Origin of the sequence: Enterobacter sp. MEB024 (assembly GCF_030209635.1) — a bacterium.
GTDB lineage: Bacteria > Pseudomonadota > Gammaproteobacteria > Enterobacterales > Enterobacteriaceae > Enterobacter > Enterobacter ludwigii.
This window is the reverse complement of record NZ_JARVRQ010000002.1, coordinates 429,469-441,759: the sequence shown is the minus strand read 5'-3', so window position 1 is coordinate 441,759 and position 12,291 is coordinate 429,469. Positions and strand designations below refer to the sequence as shown.

The window sequence follows — 12,291 nt, the reverse complement described above, 5'->3', positions numbered from 1 at the left end:
TGTTCACGAATCGAGAATGGCATGGACTTAACTCAGCTTGAAATGTTTAACGCCGTGGCGCTCACCGGCAGCATCACCCAGGCGGCGCAAAAGGTGCATCGCGTTCCGTCGAACCTGACCACCCGCATCCGCCAGCTGGAAGCCGATCTTGGCGTTGAGCTGTTTATTCGTGAGAACCAGCGTTTACGTTTATCTCCCGCCGGGCATAACTTCCTGCGCTACAGCAAGCAGATCCTGGCGCTGGTCGATGAAGCACGAATGGTCGTCGCCGGTGATGAACCGCAGGGATTATTTGCGCTTGGCGCGCTGGAGAGTACCGCCGCCGTGCGTATTCCGGAAAGCCTGGCGCAGTTTAACCAGCGTTATCCACGTATCCAGTTTGCCCTCTCTACCGGGCCGTCCGGCACAATGATTGACGGCGTACTGGAGGGAACCTTAAGCGCCGCGTTTGTCGATGGCCCCCTTTCGCATCCGGAACTGGAAGGCATGCCGGTTTACCGGGAAGAGATGATGCTGGTCACGCCCGCCGGGCATGCAGAAGTGGCACGCGCCACGCAGGTAAGCGGCAGTGACGTCTACGCCTTTCGCGCAAACTGTTCGTATCGCCGACATCTGGAAAGCTGGTTTCACGCCGACAGAGCCACGCCCGGGCGTATTCATGAGATGGAGTCTTATCACGGCATGCTCGCCTGCGTCATCGCGGGCGCCGGTATCGCGCTGATGCCTCGTTCGATGCTGGAAAGTATGCCAGGCCACCATCAGGTGGAAGCCTGGCCGCTGGCAGAAAACTGGCGCTGGCTTACCACCTGGCTGGTCTGGCGCCGCGGGGCTATGACCCGCCCGCTGGAGGCTTTTATAGCGCTGCTAAACGAACGTCAACCACCAGTGCCTTCTCCATAAACAGGCTCAGCGGGTCATCAACATACGGCGGAAACGCCGGACGTTGCTCATAGCCGCACTGCTCATACAGACGGACGGCGGCATGTTGCCGGATGCCCGTTTCCAGGCGAAGCGTGTGGCAGTGACGGCTCAGGGCTTCATCTTCCAGCGCCGCCAGCAGCATCTCGCCGAGATGTTGCCCGCGATGAGCCGGATCGATATACACCCGTTTCATTTCACCGGTCCCGTCGCCGTTGAGCACCACGGCACCACACCCGACGGCATGAAGCTGCCGGTCCCGAATAATCATCAGGATCAGCGAGGCTGTCGGCAGTTCGGTCAGATCGAGCAGGTGGTTACTTTCAGCGGGATAGAGTTCGCTCTGATAGCGGTCAAGCGCGGCAATCAGATGCAAAATATCAGGGTGATGTGCAGATTCAGCGGTAATGGAATACATGGCGGGCTCCTTGTTGTTTTTATTTCAACATAGCGCAGCCCTGCACACATACTTCATACCGTTAACTTATATCAGCATTGCGGTTCAGGCTGACGAGGGTATCTCTTAGCCAGCGATGTCCGGCGTGGTTATGGCTGCGTTCATGCCAGATAAGACTGACGTCAAACGTCTCTTTCAGCCAGGGGAGTTCCACCACGGTGAGCGGGTTAATGGTTCCCATAATTAATCGTCGGGGCACCAGTGCTACCAGATGGCTCATCTGCACCATGCCGGGAACAAACAGAAATGATGCCGCAGACACCGCAACCTTACGTTGCAACCCTGACTCCGCCAGCATGACATCCAGCGGCGTGGTAAAACCGCCTCCCGAGGGGGACACGATAATATGCTCAAGTTTTGCGAACGCTTCCATTGTCAGTTGGTCGTTCAGTTCAGGATGCTGAGGGCGCCCGATAAGCACGTACGATTCGTCATAAAGATGTTGCGTTCTGAGCTGCGCCTGCGCAGGGTCTGGCGTGGCAATGGCAGCATCAACATCGCCTGAGCTCAGTTGATGGGCCAGCTGATGCGGATCGTAATTCCTGACAGCAATACGCACGCCGGGGGCAATCTCTTGCAGGGTCACAATCAGCGGCATAATGACCGCGGCCTGCACGTAATCAGTACAGGCCAGAGAGACCGTTAGCGAATCGTGCAGCGGATCAAAGTCCTCATGTGATTGCAGCGTATCCCGTATTTTTGCCAGCGCCCCGCCAAGCGTCGCCATCAGCTCAAGAGCTTTGGGGGTTGGCGTCATCCCCCTGCGCCCCGGGATCAATAACGGATCGTTAAACATCCCCCTCAACCGGTTAAGCTGCGCGCTGACGGCAGGCTGGCTAAGACAAAGCCGGCTGGCGGCCCTGGTGACATTTTGCTCCGCGACCAGCGCTTCCAGAGTCAGCAGCAGGTTTACGTCAGGCTTTTTGGTATTCATAGGATGGATATCATGTAAGAAATAAATCGATTTCACGCTCGCCGTCCGCATTCCGATAATGCACTACCGCAACAACACAGAGCGAGAATGAAATGTCGTATGATAAAAAACCACTCATAACAGTTTTTGGTGCCACCAGTAAACAAGGACGTAGCGTAACCAGAACCCTGCTGCAAAGTGGGCGCTATCGGGTGCGCGCCTTAACGCAAAACACGGACTCTCCTGCGGCGAAACAGCTGGCGGAACGGGGTGCTGAACTGAGACAAATCACCCTTAAGACGGGCAATGATGCGCATCTGATCGGGGCGTTTGCCGAGTCAGACGGAGCGTTCCTGATGACACCGGGTTTCATCCCCGTATCGACGCAGATGCCCACGGGTGAAACGGCGCTGGGTTACAGGCTTGCAGATGCCGCCGTCAACGCCGGCGTAAAACACCTTGTCTTCAGCAGTCTGGAAAACGTCGAGAGAATAACGGCCGGAACTCTATGGGCTCCTCATTTCAGCGATAAGGGCCGAATTGAGGAGTACATCCGCACACTCCCCGTCAGCGCGTCGTTTATTCAACTGGCGTTCTTTTACACCAATCTGGCCGAATATTATCCGCCGCGTAAAGAAGGCGACGAGCTGATCTTTCCCCTCTATCTCCCGGAAGACGTTCGGGCGCCCTTTGTCGATCCGCTCACGGCAACCGGCCCTGCGGTGCTTGAGATGTTCGATAACCCCGAACACTACAACGGCATGACGTTACCCGTTGTCGGTGAGAGTCTTTCGCCGCGTGAGATGGTGGAAACCTTCACGGAGGTCACCGGCATAAAAGCCCGGTATCGCTCAGCCTACACGCGAGAAGCACTCCTTCACCACTTCCCCGATTTCGCAGACAACGCGGCACTGGTCAGTGAAATTACCGGCATGACGGAATATGCCGTGAACTACGGCTATTACGGAAAAGACCGGGATCTTACCTGGAGCAGAACCATAAACCCTGCCACCTTAACGTGGCGTGAATTTCTGATTACGTCTGGCTGGCAGGGGGAAAAACGAACGTTTGATTAACGCAAGCCACCGTCATTCCCGATGATGAAATGACGGTGGCCCATTCCTGGCTTACATCGCCTGGCGTAAATAGATATGCCCTTTCAGATACAGGGTGGCCTTCCCGCCGATTAACACCCGGTCCCCCGCCAGTTCGCAGCGTAAATCCCCGCCCCGTCGCGAGACCTGGCGCGCGTTCAGCACGGTTTTGCCCAGTTTTTCGCTCCAGTAGGGAATCAACATGCTGTGAGTGGACCCCGTGACCGGATCTTCCGGCACCCCTTCTCCCGGACAGAAGAAGCGGCTGACGAAGTCATATTCATCGCCCGGTGCCGTGACGCAGACCATCTTATCCAGCGGAATCATTGCTGAGATATCCGGCGTAAGGGCCTCTACCTGCTGCTGGTTCTCCAGCACCACCATATAGTCGCGCCCGACACGCACCTCTTTTGCCCGCTCAATGCCCAGCGCGCTCAACAGCAGCGCTGGCGGATTATCGACGACCACCGTCGGCCAGGCCGGGAAGTTGAGCGTCAACCAGTCACCGCTGCGTTTTACCGTCAGCTCGCCGACGAAACGGGTGGTGAAGGTGATTTCCGTGTGTGGATAATCAAGGTATTCGAAAATGACATGCGATGCCGCCAGTGTGGCATGTCCACACAGGTTAATTTCGTCGAGGGTAGTGAACCAGCGCAGCTCGAATCCGCCGTCAGTGCGTACGAAAAAAGCCGTCTCAGACTGATTGTGCTGTTGCGCCATGTTGAGCAGCGTCTCGTCCGGCAGCCACTCTTCCAAGGGGCAAACCGCCGCTGCGTTGCCGCCAAACGCCCTGTCGCTGAAGGCATCGACCAAATAGAAATCAATTTCCTGCATTGTCTTTTCCTCTTTTGTTATGGTTATTTAGCGCAGAAAGACGGTGCCTTTCAGATAAAGCGAGGCCTGCCCGCTCATCAGCACACGTGAACCTTTCAGTTCGCAGCGCATATCACCGCCACGAGCCGACACCTGGCGGGCAAACATCGCTGTTTTACCCAGTTTTTCACTCCAGTAGGGAATAAGCATTGTATGCGCGGATCCGGTGACCGGATCTTCCCAGACGGCAACTCCCGGTGAGAAAAAGCGGCTCACAAAATCATAATCCCCCTCTCCCCGCGCCGTCACGCTGACCTTATGTTCGCCAGGCGTCATTGCCGAGATATTCGGCGAGAGCGCCTCAACCTGCTGGCGGTTTTCCAGAACCACCACCCAGGCTCGCCCCTTACGGGCTTCTACGTAATGGCCGATCCCCAGCGCTGCAAGCATCGCCGGCGGGGGCGTCTCTTCCTGCGTCGGGCATGCCGGGAAGTCCAGCGTCATCCAGTCCCCTTCCCGGCTAACCGTCAGCTGGCCAGAGGCGGTATCAAAGTGGATACGCGGGTCAGGATAGTTGAGTTCATTAAACAGGACGTACGCGGCTGCCAGTGTGGCATGTCCGCAAAGGTTGACTTCGGTAAGGGTGGTAAACCAGCGTAACTCAATTCCCGCTTTACTGCAGACGAAAAACGCGGTTTCCGACTGATTATGCTGCTGTGCCATTCTGAGCAGTGTCTCATCAGGCAACCATGCGTCTAACGGGCACACGGCCGCCGGGTTTCCACCAAAAGAGGCATTGCTGAACGCATCTACCAGATAAAAATCAATCTCCTGCATTGTCTTACCGCCTGTTTTTGTCGTGTTGTTCTTTTATATTCAATGAAAACCATGCCCCCGGCTACCGCTTTTACCAGGTGAATTTTGAGATCTACATCACATAATGGTTGAGTTTTCGCCGGTTGACGTTTTAAGATCGTCTCCTCTTCTTTTCAGCAACGAATCTCCGACATCGCTATGACAACGAACACAGTTACCCGCAGAGTCGCGTGGCTACGCGTGGTCACGCTGGCAATTGCCGCGTTTATTTTTAATACCACAGAATTTGTTCCGGTTGGGCTGTTGTCTGACATCGCTGAAAGTTTCCAGATGGAAACCGCGCAGGTGGGCATTATGTTGACCATCTATGCCTGGGTGGTGGCACTGATGTCACTGCCGTTTATGCTGCTGACCAGCCAGATGGAACGGCGGAAATTGCTGATCGGCCTGTTTGCCCTGTTTATCGTCAGCCACGTCCTGTCGTTTCTGGCGTGGAACTTTACGGTGCTGGTCATCAGCCGCGTCGGTATCGCCTTTGCCCATGCCGTATTCTGGTCGATCACCGCGTCACTGGCCATCCGCCTGGCACCTGCGGGTAAACGCGCGCAGGCGCTGAGCCTGATCGCCACCGGCACGGCACTGGCTATGGTCCTGGGCCTGCCGATTGGCCGTATCGTTGGGCAATACTTTGGCTGGCGAACCACGTTCTTCGCTATCGGCATGGGGGCAATGATCACCCTGGTCTGCCTGATTAAACTGCTGCCGAAGCTGCCAAGCGAACACTCCGGCTCGCTGAAAAGCCTGCCGCTGTTAATGCGTCGTCCGGCATTGCTGAGTATCTATCTGCTGACGGTCATTGTGGTCACGGCGCATTACACCGCCTACAGCTATATTGAGCCGTTCGTTCAGGTCGTGGCCGGCTTTAGCGCCAACTTTGCCACCGTTCTGCTGTTGATCCTGGGGGGCGCGGGCATTATTGGCAGTATTCTGTTTGGTAAGCTCGGCAATCAGCACGCGTCGGCGCTGGTCAGCAGCGCCATTGGTTTACTGCTGGCGTGCCTGGTGTTACTCATGCCAGCGGCGGGCAGCGAGGGTCATCTGGCCGTCCTGAGCCTGTTCTGGGGAGTGGCGATCATGATTATCGGTCTGGGTATGCAGGTGAAGGTGCTGGCCCTCGCCCCGGACGCAACGGATGTGGCGATGTCACTGTTCTCGGGGATTTTCAATCTTGGTATTGGCGCGGGCGCGCTGCTGGGAAATCAGATTAGCCTTCACGTGTCGATGTCTGCGATTGGCTATCTGGGTGCCATTCCGGCACTGGTGGCGCTCATCTGGTCCCTGCTCATCTTCCGTAAATGGCCGGTCGCACTGGAAGAACAGGCCCATCACGGGTAGACCGCAGTCAACGTAAAACGGCAACCGAGGTTGCCGTTTTGCATTACCGGGCGGGTGATTAATGGTACGTCTTAATAATCTCCAGCACGCCGTTGATAATAAACTGCACGCCCATACACACCAGTAAGAAGCCCATCAGGCGGGAAATCGCCTCAATACCGCCCTTACCGACCCAGCGCATGATCGCGCCTGAACTGCGCAAGGATGCCCATACGATGATACCAATCAGTGCAAAAATCAGCGGGGGCGCAACCGTGATGACCCAGTCCGGGAAGGTCGAACCATCCCGCACCGTTGACGCGGAGCTGATGATCATCGCAATCGTTCCTGGTCCCGCCGTACTTGGCATCGCCAGCGGGACAAAAGCAATATTCGCGCTGGGCTCGGTTTCCAGCTCTTCGGATTTGCTTTTGGCCTCAGGTGACTCATGCGCTTTCTGCGCAGGGAACAGCATACGGAACCCGATGAAGGCGACAATCAGTCCGCCGGCAATACGCAGACCCGGGATGGAGATTCCGAAGGTGTTCATCACCAGCTGTCCGGCGTAGTAAGCCACCATCATGATGGCAAACACATAGACCGAGGCCATCATCGACTGATGGTTACGCTCGGCGCTGTTCATGTTCCCTGCCAGCCCCAGGAAGAGCGCAACCGTCGTTAGCGGGTTAGCCAACGGCAGCAATACCACCAGCCCCAGACCAATTGCTTTAATCAAATCCAACATAGTGCGTCGTTGTCCTTATCCATGTTTATCACCGCAATTATAGGGTGAAAGTGTGACGTTCAGCCATTCGCTCAACGTAACGATTATTTACGGTCATTAACGATAACCCTTCGTTATCTATTTGAATTGAAAGCATGCAAAAAAAGTTCATGAAACGTTTTAGCAATTCGTGGCATCCGCTGATCCATTCAGTTGACTTATACTTGCCTGAGCAATAATATCTGCCGTGACTAAACTACTTGCCAGGGCAACCATTGTGAAAAGCACCAGTGATCTCTTTAACGACATTATTCCGCTGGGTCGTCTTATTCATATGGTTAACCAGAAAAAAGATCGCCTGCTCAATGACTATCTGTCACCGCTGGATATCACCGCCACGCAGTTCAAAGTGCTGTGCTCCATTCGCTGCGAAGTGTGTATCACGCCGGTTGAGCTGAAAAAGGTGCTCTCTGTCGATCTGGGTGCGCTAACCCGCATGCTCGATCGTCTCGTTTGCAAAGGATGGATAGAACGAAGCCCTAACCCGAATGACAAACGCGGCGTCCTGGTGAAACTCACCAGCGATGGCGCGGCTATGTGCGAGCAATGTCATCAACTAGTAGGACAAACACTGCATCAGGAACTAACAAAAAACTTAACGGCAGATGAAGTGGCAACGCTTGAGCTTTTGCTTAAGAAAATACTGCCGTAAACAGAAAAAGAGGTATGACGATGTCCAGACGCAATACTGACGCTATTACTATTCATAGCATTTTGGACTGGATCGAAGATAACCTGGAATCGCCGCTCTCCCTTGAAAAAGTGTCAGAGCGTTCAGGTTACTCCAAATGGCACCTGCAACGGATGTTCAAAAAAGAGACCGGCCATTCATTAGGTCAATATATTCGCAGCCGCAAGCTGACGGAAATTGCCCAGAAGCTGAAAGAAAGCAATGAGCCGATCCTTTATCTGGCGGAACGTTACGGTTTTGAATCACAGCAAACCCTGACGCGTACGTTTAAGAACTACTTCGACGTGCCGCCTCACAAATACCGTATTACCAGCGTGCCGGGTGAATCCCGATACCTGTATCCACTAAAACATTGTAGTTAATCATCGCCTGTAAAGACGTAACCGAGGAAATCATGAAAGTTACAGCCTCCGCCGCCCTCGCCTTGCTGGTGCTGTTTTCCAGCCAGACCTTCGCGGAGCAAACCCCTCGTGCAACGCAGCAAAATAATCGTGACACGATGATTTTGCCGTCAGCACATGACCAGTCACCTTATGACTTCAACCACATGGGTGCTGGTAGTGACAAATCCGACGAGTTAGGCGTGCCTTATTATAATCAGCACAGCTTCTGATTCGTTTTTGCCCCGCGGATGCGGGGCTTTTTTTATGCCTATCCTCTTGCCCGCGTTACCCGACGCACGCGCAAACCAAACACGTTGATGTACAGCCCGGCCATGATCAGCACGGCCCCCAGCAGCTGCAGCGCACTCAGCTTTTCATCGAGCAACAGCGCGGCGCTGGCCAACCCTACCACCGGCACCAGCAGGGATAACGGCGCCACGCGCCAGGTTTCGTAGCGACCCAGCAGCGATCCCCAGATCCCGTAACCAATAATGGTGGCCACAAATGCCAGGTAGATCAGCGATAAAATGGTGGTGAGATCGATTTCCACCAGGCTTTTCAGCATCACGTCCGGCCCATCAAAAATGAGCGCCGCAACCATAAACGGAACAATGGGGATCAAGGCGCTCCAGACCACCAGCGACATCACCTTCGGGCGCGCCTCATGCTGCATAATCAGCTTGTTGAAGATATTCCCGCAGGCCCAGCTCAGCCCCGCTGCCAGCGTTAACATAAAGCCCAGTAACGCCACGTGCTGCCCGTTCAGGCTGGCTTCTATCAGCACCAGCACGCCGAACACCGCAAGAGTGATCCCCGCCAGCTGTTTACCCTGCAGACGCTCGCCAAAGACAAACGCCCCGAGAATGATGGTAAAGAACGCCTGAGCCTGTAACACCAGAGAAGCCAGACCGGCGGGCATCCCGAACTTAATGGCGCAGAACAGAAACGCGAACTGGCCAAAGCTGATGGTCAGGCCGTATCCCAGTAAGAGTCTGAACGGAATTTTCGGGCGCGCGACAAAGAAGAGCGCCGGGAAAGCCACCAGCAGAAAACGCAAACCAGCCAGCATGAGTGGGGGCATGTTATGCAACCCAAGCTTGATGACCACAAAATTCAGACCCCATACGATGACCACCAGCAAAGCCAGCAGCCCGTCTTTTCGCGTCATACTCTGCCCCTGAATGATTAAATTTTTGTAAACACTTCAAGGTAACGAAAAAAACATGCCACGAGAAGATCATTATTTCTGGCAGTCAACTGAAGCACTTACGGATAAATTAGGCGCTATACAAGCCCCTTATGTCGTGATACTCCTGATATATACCTAAAATAATACACGTTGCAGGATGGCGGCGAGCGAGCGCGGCCAGAATCTCTGCGGCTCAAAAAAACAAACGCAATTGTCAGGCAGGAATATGAAACCATCACTCAGGCGCTCAACCGCAGCGCTGCTGGCGTCGTCGTTATTATTAACCATTGGTCGTGGGGCAACGCTGCCGTTTATGACTATCTATCTCACGCGCGTATTTAATATGAGCGTTGAGAATATTGGTTATGCCCTGACCATTGCGCTTACCGTCGGTGTGGTATTCAGTATGGGGTTTGGCATCCTCGCCGATAAGTTTGATAAAAAGCGCTACATGCTGATTTCTATCGTCGCCTTTATTGCCGGGTTTGTTGCTATCCCGCTGGTGGATAACGTCACGCTGGTGGTGCTCTTCTTTTCCCTGATTAACTGCGCCTATTCGGTATTTTCAACGGTGCTGAAGGCCTGGTTTGCCGATGTGCTGACTTCGAGCCAAAAAGCGCGCGTTTTCTCGCTAAACTATAGCTTCCTGAACATTGGCTGGACGATCGGGCCGCCGGTGGGCACCTTACTGGTGATGTACAGCCTGCAGCTGCCGTTCTGGCTGGCCGCTTTTTGTGCCGCACTGCCGCTCGGTTTTATCCATTTCTTCGTGCAAAAAAGCGTTGCGCTCGATGCCACCGAAGAGAAAATGCCGTGGCAACCGTCAGTACTGCTTAAAGACCGCGCCCTCTTCTGGTACACCCTTTCCGGCCTGCTGGCGTCGTATGTGGGCGGGTCATTCGCCAGCTGTATTTCGCAGTACGTGCTGGCTGCGAATGCCGACAGCAACTTTGCGCAAAACGTGGTCGCCGTGGTGCTGCCGGTGAATGCTGCGGTGGTCGTCACCCTGCAATACGTTATCGGTCGCAAGATCTCCGCCAGCAATATACGTCCGCTGATGACGGCGGGAACACTCTTCTTCGTCCTGGGGCTGGGCGGTTTTATGCTCTCCGGGGAAAACCTGGTCTACTGGGGCATTGCGGCAGCGGTGTTTACGCTGGGTGAGATTATCTATGCACCGGGCGAATATATGCTGATCGACAATATTGCCCCGCCGGGTATGAAAGCGAGTTACTTCTCTGCCCAGGCGCTGGGCTGGCTTGGGGCGGCGGCAAACCCGATGATCACCGGTATTATCCTTACCAACCTGCCGCACTGGTCATTGTTTGCGATCATGATGGTTGCCATCGTGATTGCCTGGCTGATGATTTTGCGTGGGATGAGCGTGAAGGCGTGGTGCGAAATGCCGAAAGTGGCTTAAGTCCTCAACGCCGGGCGGCATGACGCCCACCCGGCATCGGGCAGGCCATTAATGGTGCAGCATCTCGTCGACCACCTGCTGTTTGTACATTTCGTTCGGGTAATACGTCGGCCAGTTATCCATCTCTTTCAGCAGCGCCTCGTGGGAGGTGTTGCCCATAAAGATATGGAAATGGGAAGAGGCTTTTGGGGCGATGGTATGGTCGCTGAACTGGACAAACTTCGGCGCCTTGCTGTCCGGATCTTTACACTCGAACAGATAGCGAACCCCTTTCTTACCTGATGCATAAGTCAGGATCTTATAGCCGCTGTAATCATACTGGCAGCGACTGATAGCCTTACCTTTGTGGAATTCCATCACGTTGTTTTCGATGCCGATAGCCTCAACGTCCGTCGCATACCCTGTGCGATAGTAGGCTTTCACCTCGTCGAAGGATTTTTTGTCCTTCTGCGCTTTCTGTTTAAAAACCGGATCCAGCGCGCCATCGAGCAAAAACGGATAGACGGATTGCCATGTCCCATCCCAGTCAGACAGCTTTCTGTCTTTGACGTCTTTATCCTCAAAGACGCCGTTTGCCGCCTTCTGTTCCGCTTCCGTCATCTGATGTCCATGCGAATGGGCAAACAGCTGACCACTTACCAGCAGCGCCCCCAGAGTCATTGCAAATTTGCCAATATGTGCAGCCAAAACAAACTCCTCACTCCGTTTTATAAGAATGAGGATGTTATAATATAACATTTCAAATCGCAACCAGTCCGCGAACGCCCTCTTGTTCCATTGTATCGCCCCGTCCACGCTGAATGATGGTCCCGCGCGACATCAGCAGATAGCTGTCGGCAAGCTCAGCGGCGAAATCGTAAAACTGCTCTACGAGCAGGATTGCCATATCCCCTCTGTCCGCCAGCTTGCGGATCACCAGGCCTATCTCTTTGATCACCGACGGCTGAATACCTTCCGTGGGTTCATCGAGGATTAACAGCTGTGGCCGGCTCGCCAGGGCGCGACCAATCGCCAGCTGTTGCTGCTGACCGCCGGAGAGATCGCCTCCACGACGATGCTTCATCTCTTTAAGCACCGGGAACAACTGCCAGATATCCTCCGGGACGCGCTTTGCGTCGCGGGCGGGGAAGCGTGACAGCCCGAGCAATAGATTCTCCTCGACCGTTAAGCGTGGAAAAATCTCACGCCCCTGCGGAACATAGGCCACACCCGACTGCACGCGCTGGTGCGGCTTGCTGTGGGTGATTTTTTTTCCCTGCCAGATAATGTCTCCTGTTTTTACCGGGATCAGGCCCATCAGACACTTGAGCAGCGTGGTTTTCCCCACCCCGTTGCGCCCCAGCAGGCAGGTCACTTCACCGGTCGCCGCTTCAAAACTGACCCCGCGCAGAATATGACTGCCGCCGTAATACTGATTCAGTTCGTTCACCTGTAACATG

General features: G+C 54.6%; 15 protein-coding genes. 7 read left to right on the top strand and 8 right to left on the bottom strand.

The genetic code is table 11. The features are described from left to right. Nucleotides 1-21: 21 nt before the first annotated feature. Entirely contained in the window at nucleotides 22-900 is an 879-nt protein-coding gene (gene ptrR, locus QRN24_RS04305) for a putrescine utilization regulator PtrR (protein ID WP_014170051.1), read from the top strand. Here ptrR and QRN24_RS04300 read toward each other — a convergent pair. Continuing rightward, a complete protein-coding gene (locus QRN24_RS04300; RefSeq protein WP_014170050.1) occupies nucleotides 854-1,336 on the bottom strand; it encodes a GNAT family N-acetyltransferase in 483 nt (160 codons plus the stop codon). The genes ptrR and QRN24_RS04300 overlap by 47 nt on opposite strands. Nucleotides 1,337-1,397: 61 nt before the next feature. Continuing rightward, entirely contained in the window at nucleotides 1,398-2,309 is a 912-nt protein-coding gene (locus QRN24_RS04295; RefSeq protein ID WP_236900304.1) for a LysR family transcriptional regulator, read from the bottom strand. A 92-nt stretch (nucleotides 2,310-2,401) separates the two neighbouring features. Between QRN24_RS04295 and QRN24_RS04290 the strand changes: the two genes are divergently transcribed. Then, on the top strand, nucleotides 2,402-3,364 hold the full coding sequence (locus QRN24_RS04290) for an NmrA/HSCARG family protein (RefSeq protein ID WP_063924951.1): 963 nt from the start codon (nucleotides 2,402-2,404) through the stop codon (nucleotides 3,362-3,364). A gap of 51 nt (nucleotides 3,365-3,415) precedes the next feature. Here the strand turns inward: QRN24_RS04290 and QRN24_RS04285 are convergent, their stop codons facing one another. Both QRN24_RS04285 and QRN24_RS04280 read right to left on the bottom strand, forming a co-directional pair. Next, the gene (locus QRN24_RS04285; protein WP_063924952.1) at nucleotides 3,416-4,216 is read right to left on the bottom strand and encodes a PhzF family phenazine biosynthesis protein; all 801 of its coding nucleotides are present in this window, start codon (nucleotides 4,214-4,216) and stop codon (nucleotides 3,416-3,418) included. 27 nt (nucleotides 4,217-4,243) lie between these two features. Beyond that, the gene (locus tag QRN24_RS04280; RefSeq protein WP_176587228.1) at nucleotides 4,244-5,032 is read right to left on the bottom strand and encodes a PhzF family phenazine biosynthesis protein; all 789 of its coding nucleotides are present in this window, start codon (nucleotides 5,030-5,032) and stop codon (nucleotides 4,244-4,246) included. A gap of 177 nt (nucleotides 5,033-5,209) precedes the next feature. On the opposite strand from QRN24_RS04280, the gene QRN24_RS04275 reads away from it, so the two are divergent. Continuing rightward, the gene (locus QRN24_RS04275; protein WP_020884157.1) at nucleotides 5,210-6,406 is read left to right on the top strand and encodes a sugar transporter; all 1,197 of its coding nucleotides are present in this window, start codon (nucleotides 5,210-5,212) and stop codon (nucleotides 6,404-6,406) included. A 58-nt stretch (nucleotides 6,407-6,464) separates the two neighbouring features. Here QRN24_RS04275 and QRN24_RS04270 read toward each other — a convergent pair whose 3' ends face one another. Further along, the gene (locus tag QRN24_RS04270) at nucleotides 6,465-7,130 is read right to left on the bottom strand and encodes a MarC family NAAT transporter (protein WP_014170045.1); all 666 of its coding nucleotides are present in this window, start codon (nucleotides 7,128-7,130) and stop codon (nucleotides 6,465-6,467) included. A gap of 256 nt (nucleotides 7,131-7,386) precedes the next feature. Here QRN24_RS04270 and marR point away from each other — a divergent pair, with 256 nt between their 5' ends. Genes marR through marB form a run of 3 tightly spaced genes read left to right on the top strand, consistent with a single transcriptional unit; the run spans nucleotide 7,387 to nucleotide 8,473 of the window. Continuing rightward, a complete protein-coding gene (marR, locus tag QRN24_RS04265) occupies nucleotides 7,387-7,821 on the top strand; it encodes a multiple antibiotic resistance transcriptional regulator MarR (RefSeq protein WP_020884159.1) in 435 nt (144 codons plus the stop codon). 20 nt (nucleotides 7,822-7,841) lie between these two features. Then, on the top strand, nucleotides 7,842-8,222 hold the full coding sequence (marA, locus tag QRN24_RS04260; RefSeq protein WP_008502237.1) for an MDR efflux pump AcrAB transcriptional activator MarA: 381 nt from the start codon (nucleotides 7,842-7,844) through the stop codon (nucleotides 8,220-8,222). A 32-nt stretch (nucleotides 8,223-8,254) separates the two neighbouring features. Next, on the top strand, nucleotides 8,255-8,473 hold the full coding sequence (marB, locus tag QRN24_RS04255) for a multiple antibiotic resistance protein MarB (protein ID WP_014170042.1): 219 nt from the start codon (nucleotides 8,255-8,257) through the stop codon (nucleotides 8,471-8,473). A gap of 38 nt (nucleotides 8,474-8,511) precedes the next feature. Here marB and eamA read toward each other — a convergent pair whose 3' ends face one another. Continuing rightward, nucleotides 8,512-9,411: an O-acetylserine/cysteine exporter gene (gene eamA / locus QRN24_RS04250; RefSeq protein ID WP_020884160.1), complete on the bottom strand. Its 900-nt coding sequence runs from the start codon at nucleotides 9,409-9,411 to the stop codon at nucleotides 8,512-8,514. A 247-nt stretch (nucleotides 9,412-9,658) separates the two neighbouring features. Here eamA and ydeE point away from each other — a divergent pair, with 247 nt between their 5' ends. Further along, entirely contained in the window at nucleotides 9,659-10,852 is a 1,194-nt protein-coding gene (ydeE, locus tag QRN24_RS04245; RefSeq protein WP_059305981.1) for an efflux MFS transporter YdeE, read from the top strand. Nucleotides 10,853-10,900: 48 nt separating this feature from the next. Here ydeE and zinT read toward each other — a convergent pair whose 3' ends face one another. Together zinT and urtE are read right to left on the bottom strand one after the other, a co-directional pair. Then, entirely contained in the window at nucleotides 10,901-11,539 is a 639-nt protein-coding gene (gene zinT, locus QRN24_RS04240) for a metal-binding protein ZinT (protein ID WP_041162947.1), read from the bottom strand. 52 nt (nucleotides 11,540-11,591) lie between these two features. Further along, entirely contained in the window at nucleotides 11,592-12,290 is a 699-nt protein-coding gene (gene urtE / locus QRN24_RS04235) for an urea ABC transporter ATP-binding subunit UrtE (RefSeq protein ID WP_014170038.1), read from the bottom strand. Nucleotide 12,291: the final 1 nt, after the last annotated feature.